Genomic DNA, 16,538 nt, shown 5'->3' with positions numbered 1-16,538 from the left:
AAAAATCAAGGAGGGGAAAACATGAAACAAGCAGTTTGGTTTCCAACAGAAGAATATAAAGAAAAAACGCGTTTATTTGGTTGGATGAAATCATTAGGCTATGAAGATTACGAAGCTTTTTATAATAAGTCAATTGAAGAAACAGCTTGGTTTTGGGGAGAAGCTGAGAGAGCAGTTGGCTATCAGTGGATGAAACCATATACAGAAGTGTTAGATTTAGAAAATGGTACACCGTTTGCACAGTGGTATACTGAGGGAACTTGTAACGTTGTAGAATCTGCTTTATCTCGCTGGCTTGCAGACGATAAAACGAAAACACAAGCAGCACTTATGTATGAAGGGGAAAACGGAACTTCGAAATCATTTACATATGAAGAGCTTGACAGCTGGGTAAGCCGTGTTGCCAACGGTTTGAAACATGCTGGTATTGAAAAAGGTGATCGTGTAACAATTTACATGCCAATGATTCCTGAAACAGTTGTTGCTATGTTAGCGGTAATGAAAATTGGAGCGATTATTTCACCAATATTCTCAGGTTTTGCTGCTGATGCAGTAATGACACGTGTACAAGCAGCTGGTTCAAAAATGGTTATTACCGCAGATGGCTTTTCACGCCGTGGGAAAATTGTTTCATTAAAAGATGAAGTAGATAAAGCTTGTGAACATTGTCCAACTGTTGAAAAGGTGGTAATTGTTCGTCATGCAGGAAATGATTTTACACCGCATAATTATGATTTTTCATGGAGTACGTTAGAAAAAGAAAAACCATTTATACATGCTGAAGAAATGAACAGTGATGATCCATTAATGCTTATATATACATCTGGAACGACTGGTAAGCCGAAGGGGACAGTACACACACATGCTGGTTTCCCGCTAAAATCTGCATTTGATGCAGGATTTGGAATGAATATAAAACAAGGCGACCGAGTATTATGGGTAACTGATATGGGCTGGATGATGGGACCATTTTTACTATTCGGCTCTTTAATTAATGGCGCAACAATGGTTATGTATGAAGGTGTCCCAGACTTTCCAGAAGCAGACCGCTTATGGGAGACAGTCGATAAATATGAAATTACTCATCTCGGTATTTCACCAACGTTAATCCGTGCATTAATGGCAAAAGGTGATGAATATGTAAATAAACACTCGTTAAAGAGTTTAGAAGTATTCGCATCAACAGGAGAACCTTGGAATCCAGACCCATGGATGTGGTTATTTAATACAGTTGGTAAAGGTAAAGTACCAATTTGTAACTATTCAGGTGGAACTGAAATTTCAGGTGGGATTTTCGGGAATGTCCTAATTAAGCCGATCGCACCGATTAGTTTTAACGCATCTTTACCAGGAATGGCAGCGGTTGTACTTGATGATCAAGGTAAACCAATTCGAGATGAAGTCGGAGAATTATGTTTAGAAAAACCTTGGGTAGGTATGACGAAAAGTTTCTGGGAAGATGATGAACGTTATGTAAACACATATTGGTCACGCTTTGAAAATAAATGGGTCCATGGGGACTGGGTTATTTATGACGGTGAGCAATACATCATCACAGGACGTTCAGACGATACGCTAAATATTGCAGGGAAACGTATTGGGCCTGCTGAATATGAATCTATTCTTGTGAAACATAATGAGGTAATAGAAGCAGCGGCAGTTGGTGTACCGGATGATGTAAAAGGAGAAGTTTGTCATTGTTTTGTTGTATTACGAGATGGTGTAACATTCTCAGGAGAATTAAAGAAAGAATTAATGAGTTTAGTAAACTCTCATATTGGTAAAGCTTTATGTCCAAAAGACATCCACGTTGTAGAAGATTTACCAAAAACACGAAATTCTAAAGTAATGCGACGTGTTATTAAAGCAGCTTACTTAGGAAAAGAGTTAGGAGATTTATCGTCACTTGTAAATCCTGAAGTAGTTCCGTTTATTCAGGGGTTACAGTCTAGCAAACTATAAAATTACGAATGAGCTCTATTTACATAGAGCTCATTTTTAATGTTTACAAAAAGATAAGAGAGAAAAAGTAAATTTGAAGTTAAAAAATCTACTATTAGTGTTAAGTATATCTGTTTGTTTTTAGTTTTTATCAAAATAGGATACTATGGCTGTCTATTCAATGGAGTGATTGAATTTTGTTAAGAATGAAAATTTAGTGAAGAAAAAAGTAATGAATAAAAGGAGAAATCCCTGGGGGACAGGGATTCAATAAGGGAGATATCATTGTCGTTCAATGTCGAAATTTGGCGTATCCGACAAATTAATATTATCACGAATTTTCAGGAGATTGTGATAGTGGATGTGTCAAAAATGTGTACGGGTTTCATATAAAAGTGTTATTTAAATAGGAAAAGGGAAAAGAATTAAGTTCACTCGTTCTTAAGATTTTTCCCTTTTAAATTTACTGTTTGTTCGTTGTTCTATATACATCTGAAATTGGTAAATCTTCGCCATGTAAAGCTTGAGTACTGTCCTTTTTGTTTGAATCATGTGCCTCCTGAGATGTTTCTTGCATTTGCTCTTGGGCCTTACTAGGAGTATTCAGCGCATCTGATGACACATGATCAAGTTGCTGACTTAATAAATCTTTTTTATCCATGTTATGTAGCTCCTTTTTGAACTTAGATATAAAAACGAAGTGCTTTTAAATAGTTATGTGGGTATTATGTATCTTTGAATGGAATTATATACATAAACTATATTGAGAATTTAACTAATTATAAAAATTACTTGTGATGACAAGCTTAAGAAATATAAAGATCATTAGTTCTTAATAAAAGCGTTATTTTAGTAGGGTGTTACGAAATTTTATTTGAAAGGAACATCCCAATGATAAAAAAGAGCACTGTAAATCAGTGCTCATCTTATTAGATATTGCTTAGTCCTTAAAAATAAAACCATTATGGACAATTCACAATGGTAATAGTGACGCTAGCCATTGTTCCAGGAGAATCAAGAAGTGAAGCAGTAACGGTTACTGTTCCAGGCCCATTAGCGGCTAGAAATACAGCGGTAAAGTTACCTGAAGCATTGGTAATGACCGCAAGAGGAACCATGAAAGCAAGAGAAGGGTTACTGAATGAAAAACTGACCACTACTCCTGGAGTAGGACTACCGTTTACTAATACTTGACCCGAAAAAAATAAAGTATTATTTCCTTGAGTGGATACACATGCTGTGGTTTCGTTAGAAGTCAAGGTAATAGAGGCAGGCCCAGCAGGAAGATTAAATCCAGTTGGTCCAGTTGGTCCAGTTGGTCCGGTAGATCCGGTAGATCCGGTTGGTCCGGTTGATCCGGTTGGTCCGGTAGAACCAGTTGATCCGGTTGATCCGGTTGGTCCAGTTGGTCCAGTTGGTCCGGTAGAACCAGTTGATCCGGTTGAGCCAGTAGCTCCTGTAGAACCGGTGGGACCAGTAGGGAATTGAAAGGGTTGAACAGGTGGAAGTGTAGGTCCAATAGAACCCGGATTAAGTGCAGCAAAATATAAAAACTCGTCCATTATTTATCACCTCTAAAAATCGTATTACTAATAGTAAATGTAATGATAGAGCAATGTGAAATGGACAAGCGGTTGTATTTTAATAAATTAAACAAAATAGTTATTTGATAGAAAAAGAAATTAGTATGTTTATTTTAGAAATTAAATATAAAAAGGCGATTATCGTCAAATCGCCTTTTTGGGTAATGCAGTGTAATTTTATTCAGTTATTTGAAATATAGTTTCATTCGGTTTGGAAAATCCATACAGTTTCCTTGCGAATTTTAAAATTTCTTCTTCACTACCTGCTAAAGCCTTAACATCATTTTTAAGGGAATGACCATCCTTCTTTAAAGAAGATAATTTTTGTTGCTCCGTATTAACCGTGATTTGTTTCTCTTTAATCATTTCTTGCTGGTTATTAAGAGAATATTGAAGGACAAAAATTATAGGTAATATAAAAGCTAAAGTAGTTATAATACGGCGTCTTGTTTTTTTATTATTACCTTGTTTGGTGTTAGCGTTCACTTGCTGTGAGGGTATCTTAGGATTTGATTGTTGTGATGATATTTTTGGGATGTTTCCCATTAAAATGCCTCCATTACTGATTGTAGAATTTAAACCGTTTAAAAGTATTATAAATGTTCAATGGGAATTTTAGAAGATAGTTTAATATAGGTGAGTTTTGTAAAGTTTAAACAAAATCCTTATTTAATAAAAGGAACCCCGATTGTCTGCGGGGCTCCTAAGGGTAATCGTCAAGTAATGACGTACTCGACTAGTTAAAGATATCATGAATTTTTTGGTAAATATACTGGTAAATGCGTCCAAATTAATGAGAGCATTATTTGAAACAAAAACGCTATTTTAATAGGGAGGGGAATAATGATGATTCCATGGGACAAGCGAGTATACATTGTATCAAGGTGATCATTTTATTACAGAGAGGATAATTTTAGAGGTTAGTGAAAAGGCGAATAAATCATTATATTGGCGTTGGTGCATGTTAGCTCCAAGCTATGAAAAAGTGTGCGGTAATAGTACAAAGCGACTTCGGTTGATTCGGATAGATGATGATGATGATGAATGATATAAAAATTTCATTTTGTAGAGAAATGAGGTGATTAAGGATGGGCATAGAATATGCCATGTTTGTATTAAAAAAGAGCAGAATTTAGCCTATATATAAAGATGTTGGAATTGTTCTAAAGGGGGGAATATCTGAAATATAAATAATTGAGGGGAGTGAACTAATAATGGAAACTAGTACTTTTTTAGGATTGTTTTGGGGATGGATAACGGTTATCGTATCGGGAATACTTTTCGTACGTCCATCGGTACTACGTGAATTGAAAAAATTAGTGGTTGAAGACAGAGGATTTGGTATTATGTATGGTTTTCTATCGATTTTCCTAGGGTTAGGTAGTGTAATCCTACATAATGTATGGGTATTCAATTGGCAGGGGTTCCTAACGGTTATTGCATGGCTTGCATTATTAAAGGGAATCTACATAATTGCATATCCTGAACCCTCCAAGAAAACAGACTTTGAATTAAGGGTACTATCTACACGTATAGCGCTCGCTATCATTGGCGCCTTGGCTTTATGGATGCTTATAGTAATCTATATAAAATAATCCTTTTCTAATAAGAACTATATTAAAATAAATCTCTACGTGTTCATTGACAAAAAGCTGACTATACTTAGTCAGCTTTTTGTATATTACATTCTAGTATTTATCGGTCACAAAAGACATGTTCTCTCTTTTAAGTCGATATTGAAAATATTACCAATTTTTTCTTTTACAATGACAACAAATAAAGAAACATTTACAACGACACTTATTTCGTTTAGAACTCCAATCATCATCACAATGATTCTTTTCTTTAGATTTCCACCAATCATCATTACAATGCTTTTCCTTAGAACTCCAATCATCATCACAATGATTCTTTTCTTTAGATTTCCACCAGTCATCACAACAATGCTTTTTCTTAGAACGCCAGCAATCATTTTTCCAGGACATTCTTTTATACCTCCCTTCAATAGGATTCATACTATTCTATGTTTTAGTAAAAGAATGGCTTGTTTATTAACCTATTATTTTACCTTTATATGATAGAGTGCTTTCTACTAGATATAGAATTCATACAAACTATGCTAATTTTCAGGAGATAGTTGAGAGAACTACTGGTTATGATATTAATCAACAAACACTTGTTGAAGGAAACGTTAAGATTTTAAATAATATCTTATTTTGGAGTACGCTTTTTTGAATGTATATTTCACAATGGTAAAGGAAAAATACACCATATCACTGCGAACAAAGCCTATGTATATGTGAAGTAATAGGAAAAGGTGGTCCCTATTCAAGGAGCCGGCTTATTAAAAGTATAAATAAGAAGGTTTAGTACAAGTGTTTGTTTTTTTGTTTCTATGCTTTTGTCTCGTACACTTTTAAGCTATTGGACATACTTTACTAGTAGAAAGGATTAGGGGGTGAGGTTTTGGGTTCTCGATTTAATAATTGTAGAAAGAAATGTACGTGTAAGCATGATGATTGTTGGGACATTTTTGAAGAGTGTAAAAAGGAAAAGAATGAAAAATGTGACAGCTCTTGTGTACAAGGAATTAGAGATGAGCTTAAAAAATTAATTAATAAAACAGTGCGAATTAACACTGAAGAACGTACTTATATAGGTACTGTTTCTTCGGTAACTTGCGATGTTGTTAAGCTAGCTGCTATTCCTGGTTCAGTTGCAGCAATTATATCTCTTTGTAAAATTGAAGCAATTTTACCACCTGCTACAACTGTTACTGATGAGTTTGATTTTAACGGTGTTGACGTAGCAAATAAAGATTAATTATGCTTTATTGATGCTAAGCCATTCTTATGAATGGCTTTTTATTTTGTTTAAAAGGGAATATATTTTTCATATAGAAATAAATTTGAAGGTGTATAAAAGGTTGTGTGAAAGGAGAATGAGAGTGATCAAGCTGAAACAATTTACAAGAACTGATTTCAAACAATTAATAAATTGGATTAATTCCGAAGAATTTTTAATACAATGGTCGGGAAATGCATTCACATATCCTTTAAATGAACAGCAATTAGAGAAATATACAGAATGTGCAAACACACTGGCATTCAAAATAATGGATGAAGAGACTAAAGCAGTTATTGGTCATATTTCTCTTGGACAAATAGATAATATAAATAAGTCTGCTAGAATTGGAAAAGTGCTAGTTGGTAATACGAAAATGAGAGGGCGTTCTATAGGGAAACATATGATGAAAGCCGTACTTCGTATTGCTTTTGATGAATTAAAACTACATAGAGTAACTCTTGGTGTTTATGACTTTAATAAGTCAGCTATTTCTTGTTACGAAAAAATAGGTTTTGTAAAAGAAGGTTTATTAAGAGAGTCAAAAAGAGTAGGAGAAACGTATTGGAATTTATGGGAAATGAGTATGTTAGAATATGAATGGAAAAATAAATAATAGTGTTTTATAATTATATTATGTTAACAAAAGGGGTTTGGTGGGAATCGTGAATAAAAAAACAAAAATAATTTCAATTGCAGCTGTTTCAGGGGGCGGTAAAACTACCATTACAGAAAGTTTAGCTCATGAGTTGAAAAACTCAAAGGCTCTATATTTTGATAGATATAAATTTGATAACTGTCCGGTTGATATTTGCAAATGGATTGATGATGGAGCTAATTACGATGAATGGGTACTTACACCGCTAATGAATGATATTCAGCGTTCTATACAAGATAGTAGTTTAGATTATATTATTGTAGATTATCCTTTTGCATACTTAAATAGAGAAGTGGGACAATTCATTGATGTAACTATATTTATCGATACACCTTTAGATATTGCGATGGCTAGAAGAATTTTGAGAGATTTTAAAGAAGATACAATGAGTGAAATACATAATAATTTGAAACATTACATGACACATGCGAGAAAAGCTTATTTAGAGGCAATTCATACTGTTAAGCCGAATTCGGATATTGTATTGGATGGATCTTTATCTATAAGTGAAATAATTGATCAAATAATAGAGGAACTTAATCGAAGAGAAGTGATTGTGAATGGTTAAATGTATAAAACGATATGTACAAGTCATTATCTGATTTATATAGACGAGAATTAGATAACTTTTTGCAGTTATGGTCTGGCGACTTCGAATCAAAAATATTGAAAGCTTCATGGACAGATAAATCATATAAATACGGTGAAGTTTTAAGGCATGTAATTGTACATGAAATTCATCATATAGGTCAGCTATCAATATGGGCAAGAGAATTAAATCTTCAGCCCGTTTCAGCGAATTTAATTGGAAGAGGATTGTAGATTTAGAGGCCGACTTGCATTTGTATTGCAAGTCGGTTTTTATATTAAAGAGAATTTTTAGTTAAAATCCTCGGCTTTTTTTTGACGTATATATAAAAACATTAGGATTGTAATGATGAAAAAGATCATAATCGTTTGTATGATTAAATTTTTAAACTGAAACAATATTGTCCAAGATGTAACAGCATCTTTAAAAGCTTGGAGTGCAGAGTACGAGGAAGGATCAAAACCGTACTGAAGTAACTTTTTTGTTTCAATAAAAGTACTGTTTTCATCACCGGCGTCTAATATTACTGAAATAAGTCTAGTATCTCCTCGTGTGGCTGTACTGACAAAACTATAATTACCATTAGTTGAAAAACTAGTTTGTAAGCCGTCAATACCTTGGAGTTTAATGTTTTTATTAAGGGAATATATCATTTTATTTGTATTGAAAACTTTTGAATTTTTGAAGGTAAATTGGTAAGAGGTTAGTTTCGTAACATTCAATACATCTGGAAAGTCTTTTACTAATTGTGTTGCTAGTTTAGCGACGTCTATCGATGTTGTAGTTGATTGTTTATTCATATCGTTATTAATTCCAGTAGCATTTAGAAACGGGGATGGTTGTGATAACTTTAGTTGTTTTGCTTTGTCATTCATTAAAAGTGTAAAGTTATCTTCGTTTCCAGCAATGTGTTCTGCAAGGGCAAGTGCGGAACGATTATTCCCTGTCAAAAACAATGCATGAAGTAAATCACGAACCGTCGTTTTATCTTTCGAAGTTACTTGTATAGGACTCGTTTCTGCTCGGAAAACTTCGTTACTTATTTTTACTAATTCATCTAACTGTATTTTTCCTTCATTCAGTTGTTCCAGTGCGATATACTCTGTCATTAATTTAGATAAAGTAGCTGATTGTATAGGAGTTTCTTCATTTTTTTTATAAACAATCTCACCAGAATTAGTATCTATTAAAATAGCTGATTTAGCTTGAATAATTGGACCATTTACATAAAGATAAAAATATAAAACGATAAGTGCAGTAATAAGAAAAGATAATAATAAAACTGTTATTTTTTTCAAGAATTGCATTAGCGATCCTCCTACTATTACATCAATAATATTATTGTAAAAAGGAATGCTTAATTAGGAAGAAAGAAAAGGTAAAGAATTTCTAAAGAATTATAAAAGATTATTAAATTTTGGATATTGATGGAATATAAAAGGTTCAATTTCTTATATGATAAAAAATTGAACCTATAAATATGTGGTATTAAGCTTTATAAGGGAGTAATTTTACAGTGAAAGTTGTTTTTTTATCATCGCTATATACTTCAATTGTTCCTTTATGCAATTCAACAATACTTTTTGCAATTGCTAATCCGAGCCCAGATCCACCAGTGTTTGTTGAACGTGATTTTTCAACACGATAAAAACGTTCAAAAATATGAGGTAAATCAGTACTAGGGATAGGTTGTCCGTAATTTGTTATATCAATTGTAATCATGTTATTGCTTTCGTAAGCGGTAATATCAATATGATCTCCATCATTTCCATAAGTAATAGCGTTTATGATTAGATTTTCAAACACACGTACTAATTTATCCCCATCAGCTAGTACCATTAGCTTTTGAGATGGGAAAGAAGGGCGACATTCAATATTAGCTTCTTGAAGCTGTATCCGAAATTGGACAGTTAATTGTCCAAGCAATTCTACAATATCAATGGGAGCAGAATATAAACTTAACTCTTTATTTTGAACGCGTGTATATTCAAACAAGTCATTCATTAATGCATTAAGACGAGTTACTTTATCGTAAATGACTTGAATATAGTATCGTAATTCTACTTCATCTCTATAATTATCATGATGGATTAAATTTACGTATCCAACTATAGATGTAAGAGGGGTTCGTAAGTCATGTGATACATTTGTAATAAGTTCGCTTTTTGCTTGTTCTGCCTGTCTTTCTTCATCAATTGATACTTTTAATTGCTCAATAATTTGATTGACCCCAGTTGCCAGTTCTTCTAAATAATTATGGTGTACGATGGAAACTTTATGATTAAAGTTTCCACTTGCAATATACCGAATCTCTTCAATCATTTTTTTTATACAAGTTTCATAGTAAACCTTTCTTTCATGACGATAAAAAATGTATAAATAGGATGAGAAAATAGAAAATAAAAACAAATAAGATACAATCATCATCCATAAAGACTCTTTTAATCCAATATATTTTTCATGGCCAAAAATTCTAATGAATTCTTTTCCTAGTTCGCTTAGAGTAAGTGAACTCTCAATTACACTCGTTACGAGGCGAAATATAATTAATTCGGTAATTGGTGTAAGAGTGATAGCTAATAAAAGCCAAAAAATAAGCTTCCACTTTGGTATATCTTTTAATATATCAAATGCTTCATTTCTCAATTTTATATCCTACTCCCCAAACCGTATGAATTAGTTTTTCACCATTCATTACGGTTTCAAGTTTATCGCGTAAATTACTAATATGGACCATTACCGTTTTATTAGAACCATAACCGTCTTCATTCCAAACTCGTTCGAATATCTCTTCAGAGCTAAATACTCTTCCAGTATTACTCGCTAGTAAATATAAAATATCAAATTCGATAGAGGTGAGTTTAATATATTCTCCATTTACTTTAACAGTATGATTATGTTTATGTATTTCAACAGAACGAATACGAATAATACCATCTTCATTCTTTTGGGAAGTAGCATTTTGGAAAGAGGATCTTCGTAATAAAGCTTTCACTCTAGCCACTAATTCTAGTGGATTAAACGGTTTAATCATATAATCATCTGCACCGGTCATAAGTCCTAAAATTTTATCCATATCTTCAGCCTTTGCACTAAGCATAAGGATAGGTACAGTATTATTTTCACGCACTTCTTGACAAACTTCCAATCCGTTTCGTTTTGGCATCATAATATCTAAAAGCATAAGGTCAACTTCATATGTACATATCATTTGTAATGCTTCATCACCATCATAAGCTTTATAAATGTTATAGCCTTCATTTCGTAAATAAACAGCCAGTAATTCTACAATATCTTTATCATCATCAATAATTAATATGTTTTTATTCATTTTATAGTTAGTTCCTTTCCTTACAATTAATCAACATTACTATAATATCAAACATTTATGTATTTTGTAGTAATGTTTCTACATAAAATTTCATGTATCGTATTAAAAAGGAATTAATACAATTATAACGAATACAAAATAAGAAGGAGATTTAAATTTCACATTATATTGAAAGTTAGTTATAAGGGGGGCTTGCTATGTTATATAATGATATATATTCATTTACTCCAACTGGAAAAATAGAAAATGATATTAAAGCTTTTCTATTAAAATACAATAAAGAATTTACATATAAACATTCAATTCGCGTGGCAAATGAGGCGAGAAAAATTGCGGAAATATTTTATGAAGATGAAGAAAAAGCAGCGATTGCAGGGTGTTTACATGATATTAGTGCAATCTTTCCGAATGAGGAGCGGATTGCAGTTGCTGAAGAATTTGGCATAGAAATATTACAAGAAGAACGAGAGTTTCCAATGATTATTCATCAAAAATTATCGAGTGTAATTGCAAAAGAGATATTCAAAATAGAGGATGAAGAAGTTTTAAATGCAATCAGTTGCCACACTACTTTGCATAAATATGCAACGAAGATGGATTTAGTATTATTTATTGCTGATAAATTAGAATGGGATCAAATAGGGACACCTCCATATTTAATAAATGTAAAAAAAGCTTTAGGAAATTCTTTAGAACATGCTGCTTTTGTATATATTTCATATTTGTGGGAAAGAAAAGATACATTAAAAGTCATACACCCGTGGTTAGAAGAAGCATATTGGTATTTAAAAGAAATTGTAGAGTAGAAAGGGTATAAAAATGCAATTTAAAGAATATATGAATCAAACATTTCCAGGAGTTACGCTAGTACCGTACATATACTCTCAGTGGGAAAATCATCTTCATTTTGATTTTGGGAAAGATAAATATCAATTCAAAGAAGATGGTAACACGTATAATATGGAATATTTCACACAACTATATAGGTATAATAAAAGTCTATTTAAAGATATATTTTCAAAAGAAGATACCGTCTTTTTAGTCACAAATGTTTATCGATTTAAACAGGAAAATATAAAAAATGCGCAGAAAATAAATGTATACAATAGGTTTATTAAAAAGAGGGATTTAAAGTTTCATATAAGACAAGAAACATTCCCTTTTCTATTTGAAGATGAAGAAGCTGACTTATATTGTACATATCAATTTTCTTTACAATGTTTTGCAGAAGATATTAAATATGAACCGCTTATTGAAGCTGTTAATCATGAGGATTTCCCTGACCTACGTCCACGCTTAGGACGAAAAAAAGAAATTTCATATCCAGATGTATTTTTTATAAATGTAACAAAGGATATTATCATGTTTATTTACGATGATAGAGGATGTGAAGTAATTGCGAAGAATAAAGAAAAGATACGGGATTTATATGAGAAGTATAAAGAGTGGATACAAGAATATGAACGAGAGAGTATAGATGACTTATTTACATGAAAATAGGAGGAAGTGAAGTGTGTAATGAAAAGGATCGCAATTGTATCTGCATGGGAACCAGAGCTTACGTATTTGCATCAACATTATCCAAGTGAGCGTGTAGAAAAAATAGCAGCTTGGGAATTTCATTTTCATTCTATTAATGAATTAGAAGTTATTTCAGTTGTAACTGGTGTCGGTAAAGTAAGTTGTGCTAGTTGTGTACAACTATTAATAAGTGAATTCCAGCCAGATCAGTTATTTATGACAGGGATTTGCGGGAGTTTATCAGATAAGGTGAAAAATGGACACATCGTTGTAGCTCTTAATACTTTGCAGCATGATGTTACTGCGGCTGGTTCAGGCGAAGATAGTTTCAATCTATATGATGGTAGAACAGCACCCATTGAAACAACTAAATCACTTGTAAAACGGATGAAGAAATTGCGTTCGTATGACCCGGTCCATTTTGGTACATTTCTATCTGGAGATCAACGTATTCGAAGTTCAGAAATGAGATATTTACTGCATACTGTATACGGTGCTTTAGCCGTTGATCAAGAAGTGGCAGCATTTGCTTATGTATGTCATGTAAATAAAAAACCATTTCTATGTTTAAAAGCTGCCTCAGATCAAGCGAATGACAAAACGAAAGAAGAACAAAAGGTTTTTAAAATGTTAGCATGTGAACGAGCATGTGAGCATTTAATTACTTTTTTACGTGTTTATGAGATTACTGTAGTTAACAATAGATAACAAGAGGGGGAATATCCCACTCATTTCAAATTAAGAGGTGAATTATAATTGCATACGTATTATGGAGAACTTTGTACAAAGATATATGAAAGTGATAAATCAATTGCGAGTGGAAAAGAATTGGATTTTTATCTTTCTTTTGCAAAAGATAAAAATATACATGTGTTAGAACCAATGTGCGGAAATGGTAGAATGTTAATTCCCTTTATGCAAAATGGTGTGAATATAGAAGGGTTCGATATTTCGAAAGATATGCTTAAAGTTTGTAAAGATAAAGCAGAAAAATTAAACTTAAAACCGGTTGTATCACAAGGAAGAATAGAAGAATATCATAGTGATAAAAAATACGATCTTATTATGATTCCTATCGGTTCATTTTCACTTTTACCAAATAATTTAGTAGACAATAGTCTTCAAAATATGAAAAACAACTTAAAGGAAAATGGAAAATTACTTCTTACAGTTGTACAAGGTGGAAGTGAAATAGAACAAATTTCAGATTGGATAGAGACAAATAGAAAAGAAATTAACAATGAATTAATTGTGGAGTATAGAAAAGTTTCATATGATAAGGCGCAAGAACTTCTAAATATTATACTGAAATATGAAATCATTCATGATGAGAAAATAAAAGAAACTGAGATTATGGATTTTCCTATAAGACTATATGATTTAAAAGAATTTGAAAATATACCTATTACTAATGGGTTTAGTCAAATTGTTGTTCATGAAATAAAAGATGGATATGGTGAAGGGAATTCATTTCATGTATTTGAATGCAGTTTATAACAAGTCAAAGCGGGGGATTATACTTATATGATTCAATACAAAAGATGTAGTGAAGTAAGTATAGATTTAGTGTATAAAGCTTTTAAGGATGGATTTTCAGATTACATCATTAAAATGGAAGTTTCAAAAGAAGATTTTATAAAAAGATTTTTTGGGCCAGAAGGGAATTCGCTAGAACACTCCTTTCTTGCTTTAGATGATGACAAATCTGTTGGTGTAATACTTGGTGGTATAAAGGTTTATGAAAGTATAAAAACAATGCGCTGCGGAACTTTAGCTGTTCATCCGGATTATCGCGGCATTGGTGTAAGTCAAAAGTTATTTGAACTGCATAAAGAAGAAGCAATTCAAAATGGATGCAAGCAACTTTTTCTTGAAGTAATTGTAGGTAATGACCGAGCGATTAATTTTTATAATAAATTTGGTTATGAAAAAGTATATGAACTTTCTTATTATAATTTAAATGATTTAACTGAAATAATGAATAAAGGTAATAAAAATATTGAAGTAAAACAATTAGAATTCCCAACATTTAAAGTTGAAATTCAGAAATGGTTAAACTTCCATATAAATTGGCAAAATGATATTGATTATATCGAAAAAACAAATCATACATTTTACGGTGCATATGTTGATAGTGATATAAAAGGTTCTGTATGTGTAAATGAACAAGGTAAAATTAGTTTTATTTTCATAGACAAAGATTATAGAAATATTGGTGTTGGGACGAAATTATTACAGGTAGCAAGTGAAGAATTAAAGTTATCAAGTTTATCAATTGGGTTTCCAAACAACAATTTACTGAAAGGGTTTTTAAAGAAATCTGGATTTGAAAAGAATTCTTTAGCACAATATGAAATGTATTTATTGCTATAAAAAGCGGAAGGAACTATTCTTTTCGCTTTTTATTTTGCACTATAAACGTTTTTGCTGTATGTGGGAGGATAAGTAAAAACAACAGAAGTTTTGTTACCTATCTTATTGAGCTAACTGGCACTTTAGTTGAAAAAGGAAAATGTATAGTAAACATAGAATATATTAATACATTAAAAGATTTATGAGGTGAAAGTGATGGCAATTAAGCAAGACGAAATTAAAGTAGTAGTCGGAGCTGGAGTATTTAATAATAATCCAGGTTGGGTTCAAACGCAAGAAGATGAACTTAATTTACTAGACAATACCACTTGGGAAGAAAGATTTGAATACAATTCCATTTCAGCTATTTTAGCAGAGCATGTATGGGAACATCTTACTTTTGAAGAAGGTGTAAAAGCAGCTGAAATTTGTTATAAATTTTTAAAGCCATCAGGTCATATTCGGTGCGGAGTGCCTGATGCATTTTTCCGAGATGAAACCTACCAAAATATAGTTCAAATAGGCGGCCCTGGCCCGAAAGACCACCCAGCTGCAAGCCATAAAATCGTACATAATTATAAAACATTAACGAAAATGTTTGAAATTGCTGGATTTGAGGTAGTTTTACTTGAATATTGTGATGAAAATGGTCAATTTTATTACACAGAATGGGATGCGAATGACGGCGTTATTTTCCGTTCGAAAAGGTATGATTCTAGAAATAGAGGCGATAAACTTGGTTTTCCATCGCTAATTGTTGACGCGATTAAAAGGTAAGTCATTCACCTAAAATAGGTGTTAGTTCTATCAGTTCATGAGTCGCAAATGCGGCTTTTTTTATTTGTTTTGTAAACCTACGTTTAGCAAGGAATTAGACATACATAATAAGTGATTTTGAACATTACATAACTTGATTTGAATACTATATTAGCTCTTATTAACACCATTTATCTTAAAGGAAATTGCTTTTAAATATTTAATGGAAATATCATATAAAGTAAATAAATCAACGTTTTCTCATGTTGAATTTTTTTGCGGAAATGTTGAGGTACGCCTATTGTAATAAACACATGGAGTATAATAAATCAATCAATGTTCAAGATACCATTCACACATTAAATTAATATTTCATTGCCATAGAGATTTCTTTTATACATAAATTCGTGTAAAATAAAACAAGAACATACATTCTGTACAAGAGTAGGAGGAAATAAATATGTTAGCTCAAATAGAGAAACAAACTGATGGCTATATTATAAAATTTGAACGCCAATTTCCCAATACAATAGAGGAAGTTTGGTCTGTTTTAACTGAAAACAGCAAGCTTAAAAAATGGATGTCTAATTTACAGATTGAAAACCTTAAAACAGGTGGAATTATAAAGTTTGACATGATGGATGGTTCATTTTTAAATATTGATATTTTAGAGTGCCAACTAAATTCAGTACTTGAATTCACATGGGATAAAGATCGTGTCAGATTTGAAATACATAAAGAGGAAAATGGTTCTCTTTTACTACTTAAAGAATACATTCATGAATTAACTGATCATACACCAAAAGATATAGCTGGTTGGCATATTTGTCTTGACCTTTTTTCTTCAGTTTTAGAAGAGGAAGAGAAGGAATTTTCTAAAAACGAATGGCAACAATGGTTCGAAAAATACAAGGATAAGATTCAAGAAGTGAGAGGATAATTGTATAATAGGTAATATTCATT

General features: G+C 32.1%; 21 protein-coding genes and 2 pseudogenes. 16 read left to right on the top strand and 7 right to left on the bottom strand.

Annotated features, from left to right (window positions below):
- Nucleotides 1–21: 21 nt before the first annotated feature.
- The gene (locus tag B5P42_RS19895; protein WP_044440829.1) at nt 22–1,962 is read left to right on the top strand and encodes an AMP-binding protein; all 1,941 of its coding nucleotides are present in this window, start codon (nt 22–24) and stop codon (nt 1,960–1,962) included.
- 442 nt (nt 1,963–2,404) lie between these two features.
- Here B5P42_RS19895 and B5P42_RS19890 read toward each other — a convergent pair whose 3' ends face one another.
- On the bottom strand, nt 2,405–2,602 hold the full coding sequence (locus B5P42_RS19890) for a hypothetical protein (RefSeq protein ID WP_044440827.1): 198 nt from the start codon (nt 2,600–2,602) through the stop codon (nt 2,405–2,407).
- A 317-nt stretch (nt 2,603–2,919) separates the two neighbouring features.
- On the opposite strand from B5P42_RS19890, the gene B5P42_RS32825 reads away from it, so the two are divergent.
- Both B5P42_RS32825 and B5P42_RS32820 read left to right on the top strand, forming a co-directional pair.
- The gene (locus B5P42_RS32825; RefSeq protein ID WP_002085442.1) at nt 2,920–3,135 is read left to right on the top strand and encodes a hypothetical protein; all 216 of its coding nucleotides are present in this window, start codon (nt 2,920–2,922) and stop codon (nt 3,133–3,135) included.
- Between the two features lie 45 nt (nt 3,136–3,180).
- Entirely contained in the window at nt 3,181–3,429 is a 249-nt protein-coding gene (locus B5P42_RS32820) for a hypothetical protein (RefSeq protein ID WP_258397512.1), read from the top strand.
- A 17-nt stretch (nt 3,430–3,446) separates the two neighbouring features.
- On the opposite strand, the pseudogene B5P42_RS32815 reads toward B5P42_RS32820, so the two are convergent.
- Together B5P42_RS32815 and B5P42_RS19880 are read right to left on the bottom strand one after the other, a co-directional pair.
- A pseudogene (locus B5P42_RS32815) lies at nt 3,447–3,503 on the bottom strand (exosporium leader peptide-containing protein); the annotation flags it as partial.
- 198 nt (nt 3,504–3,701) lie between these two features.
- Complete coding sequence (locus tag B5P42_RS19880) at nt 3,702–4,070, bottom strand: FtsB family cell division protein (RefSeq protein WP_113735017.1); 369 nt, start codon at nt 4,068–4,070, stop codon at nt 3,702–3,704.
- Nucleotides 4,071–4,398: 328 nt separating this feature from the next.
- Here B5P42_RS19880 and B5P42_RS32075 point away from each other — a divergent pair, with 328 nt between their 5' ends.
- Together B5P42_RS32075 and B5P42_RS19875 are read left to right on the top strand one after the other, a co-directional pair.
- Nucleotides 4,399–4,572: a hypothetical protein gene (locus tag B5P42_RS32075; protein WP_181458814.1), complete on the top strand. Its 174-nt coding sequence runs from the start codon at nt 4,399–4,401 to the stop codon at nt 4,570–4,572.
- Between the two features lie 166 nt (nt 4,573–4,738).
- Complete coding sequence (locus tag B5P42_RS19875; RefSeq protein ID WP_002127497.1) at nt 4,739–5,119, top strand: hypothetical protein; 381 nt, start codon at nt 4,739–4,741, stop codon at nt 5,117–5,119.
- 107 nt (nt 5,120–5,226) lie between these two features.
- Here B5P42_RS19875 and B5P42_RS19870 read toward each other — a convergent pair whose 3' ends face one another.
- Nucleotides 5,227–5,529: a hypothetical protein gene (locus B5P42_RS19870; RefSeq protein WP_172798757.1), complete on the bottom strand. Its 303-nt coding sequence runs from the start codon at nt 5,527–5,529 to the stop codon at nt 5,227–5,229.
- A 461-nt stretch (nt 5,530–5,990) separates the two neighbouring features.
- Between B5P42_RS19870 and B5P42_RS19865 the strand changes: the two genes are divergently transcribed.
- The 4 genes and pseudogenes from B5P42_RS19865 to B5P42_RS19850 all read left to right on the top strand — a co-directional run.
- Entirely contained in the window at nt 5,991–6,347 is a 357-nt protein-coding gene (locus B5P42_RS19865) for a hypothetical protein (protein WP_107888196.1), read from the top strand.
- Between the two features lie 124 nt (nt 6,348–6,471).
- The gene (locus tag B5P42_RS19860; RefSeq protein ID WP_113735016.1) at nt 6,472–6,984 is read left to right on the top strand and encodes a GNAT family N-acetyltransferase; all 513 of its coding nucleotides are present in this window, start codon (nt 6,472–6,474) and stop codon (nt 6,982–6,984) included.
- A 49-nt stretch (nt 6,985–7,033) separates the two neighbouring features.
- A complete protein-coding gene (locus B5P42_RS19855; RefSeq protein ID WP_002168334.1) occupies nt 7,034–7,594 on the top strand; it encodes a nucleoside/nucleotide kinase family protein in 561 nt (186 codons plus the stop codon).
- 20 nt (nt 7,595–7,614) lie between these two features.
- Nucleotides 7,615–7,848 (top strand): annotated as a pseudogene (locus tag B5P42_RS19850) (DinB family protein); the annotation flags it as partial.
- 57 nt (nt 7,849–7,905) lie between these two features.
- Here the strand turns inward: B5P42_RS19850 and B5P42_RS19845 are convergent.
- The 3 genes from B5P42_RS19845 to B5P42_RS19835 all read right to left on the bottom strand — a co-directional run bounded on the left by B5P42_RS19845 (nt 7,906) and on the right by B5P42_RS19835 (nt 10,946).
- Nucleotides 7,906–8,922, bottom strand: a complete 1,017-nt coding sequence (locus B5P42_RS19845; protein ID WP_113735014.1) for a D-alanyl-D-alanine carboxypeptidase family protein — start codon at nt 8,920–8,922, stop codon at nt 7,906–7,908.
- Nucleotides 8,923–9,103: 181 nt separating this feature from the next.
- Entirely contained in the window at nt 9,104–10,261 is a 1,158-nt protein-coding gene (locus tag B5P42_RS19840; protein WP_002085430.1) for a sensor histidine kinase, read from the bottom strand.
- Nucleotides 10,251–10,946: a response regulator transcription factor gene (locus tag B5P42_RS19835; protein WP_002016575.1), complete on the bottom strand. Its 696-nt coding sequence runs from the start codon at nt 10,944–10,946 to the stop codon at nt 10,251–10,253. The genes B5P42_RS19840 and B5P42_RS19835 overlap by 11 nt, the downstream gene beginning before the upstream one ends.
- A gap of 197 nt (nt 10,947–11,143) precedes the next feature.
- On the opposite strand from B5P42_RS19835, the gene yqeK reads away from it, so the two are divergent.
- From yqeK to B5P42_RS19800, 7 genes are all read left to right on the top strand, one after another.
- A complete protein-coding gene (yqeK, locus tag B5P42_RS19830) occupies nt 11,144–11,752 on the top strand; it encodes a bis(5'-nucleosyl)-tetraphosphatase (symmetrical) YqeK (protein WP_113735013.1) in 609 nt (202 codons plus the stop codon).
- A gap of 13 nt (nt 11,753–11,765) precedes the next feature.
- Nucleotides 11,766–12,440 carry a DUF3885 domain-containing protein gene (locus B5P42_RS19825; RefSeq protein WP_113735012.1) on the top strand — a complete coding sequence of 225 codons (675 nt, stop codon included), beginning with the start codon at nt 11,766–11,768 and terminating at the stop codon, nt 12,438–12,440.
- Nucleotides 12,441–12,464: 24 nt separating this feature from the next.
- Nucleotides 12,465–13,175, top strand: a complete 711-nt coding sequence (mtnN, locus tag B5P42_RS19820) for a 5'-methylthioadenosine/S-adenosylhomocysteine nucleosidase (protein WP_044440808.1) — start codon at nt 12,465–12,467, stop codon at nt 13,173–13,175.
- A gap of 48 nt (nt 13,176–13,223) precedes the next feature.
- Nucleotides 13,224–13,964: a class I SAM-dependent methyltransferase gene (locus B5P42_RS19815; RefSeq protein ID WP_113735011.1), complete on the top strand. Its 741-nt coding sequence runs from the start codon at nt 13,224–13,226 to the stop codon at nt 13,962–13,964.
- Nucleotides 13,965–13,991: 27 nt separating this feature from the next.
- The gene (locus B5P42_RS19810; RefSeq protein ID WP_113735010.1) at nt 13,992–14,840 is read left to right on the top strand and encodes a GNAT family N-acetyltransferase; all 849 of its coding nucleotides are present in this window, start codon (nt 13,992–13,994) and stop codon (nt 14,838–14,840) included.
- 192 nt (nt 14,841–15,032) lie between these two features.
- Nucleotides 15,033–15,596, top strand: a complete 564-nt coding sequence (locus B5P42_RS19805; RefSeq protein WP_033728073.1) for a class I SAM-dependent methyltransferase — start codon at nt 15,033–15,035, stop codon at nt 15,594–15,596.
- A gap of 439 nt (nt 15,597–16,035) precedes the next feature.
- Nucleotides 16,036–16,515, top strand: a complete 480-nt coding sequence (locus tag B5P42_RS19800; protein WP_002127512.1) for an SRPBCC family protein — start codon at nt 16,036–16,038, stop codon at nt 16,513–16,515.
- Nucleotides 16,516–16,538 lie beyond the last annotated feature (23 nt).

This window comes from Bacillus sp. SRB_331, from assembly GCF_003264175.1.
Classification (GTDB): Bacteria; Bacillota; Bacilli; order Bacillales; family Bacillaceae_G; genus Bacillus_A; species Bacillus_A mycoides.
Note: the sequence above shows the minus strand (reverse complement) of the source record. Positions and strands in the feature narration are given on the sequence as shown.

What these genes read in the sequence shown, in the direction of transcription:
- B5P42_RS19895 (WP_044440829.1), top strand. Translation starts at nt 22, where the DNA reads ATGAAACAAGCAGTTTGGTTTCCAACAGAAGAATATAAAGAAAAAACG.
- B5P42_RS19890 (WP_044440827.1), bottom strand. Translation starts at nt 2,602, where the DNA reads ATGGATAAAAAAGATTTATTAAGTCAGCAACTTGATCATGTGTCATCA.
- B5P42_RS32825 (WP_002085442.1), top strand. Translation starts at nt 2,920, where the DNA reads ATGGTAATAGTGACGCTAGCCATTGTTCCAGGAGAATCAAGAAGTGAA.
- B5P42_RS19880 (WP_113735017.1), bottom strand. Translation starts at nt 4,070, where the DNA reads ATGGGAAACATCCCAAAAATATCATCACAACAATCAAATCCTAAGATA.
- B5P42_RS19875 (WP_002127497.1), top strand. Translation starts at nt 4,739, where the DNA reads ATGGAAACTAGTACTTTTTTAGGATTGTTTTGGGGATGGATAACGGTT.
- B5P42_RS19845 (WP_113735014.1), bottom strand. Translation starts at nt 8,922, where the DNA reads ATGCAATTCTTGAAAAAAATAACAGTTTTATTATTATCTTTTCTTATT.
- B5P42_RS19835 (WP_002016575.1), bottom strand. Translation starts at nt 10,946, where the DNA reads ATGAATAAAAACATATTAATTATTGATGATGATAAAGATATTGTAGAA.
- yqeK (WP_113735013.1), top strand. Translation starts at nt 11,144, where the DNA reads ATGTTATATAATGATATATATTCATTTACTCCAACTGGAAAAATAGAA.
- B5P42_RS19825 (WP_113735012.1), top strand. Translation starts at nt 11,766, where the DNA reads ATGCAATTTAAAGAATATATGAATCAAACATTTCCAGGAGTTACGCTA.
- mtnN (WP_044440808.1), top strand. Translation starts at nt 12,465, where the DNA reads ATGAAAAGGATCGCAATTGTATCTGCATGGGAACCAGAGCTTACGTAT.
- B5P42_RS19810 (WP_113735010.1), top strand. Translation starts at nt 13,992, where the DNA reads ATGATTCAATACAAAAGATGTAGTGAAGTAAGTATAGATTTAGTGTAT.
- B5P42_RS19800 (WP_002127512.1), top strand. Translation starts at nt 16,036, where the DNA reads ATGTTAGCTCAAATAGAGAAACAAACTGATGGCTATATTATAAAATTT.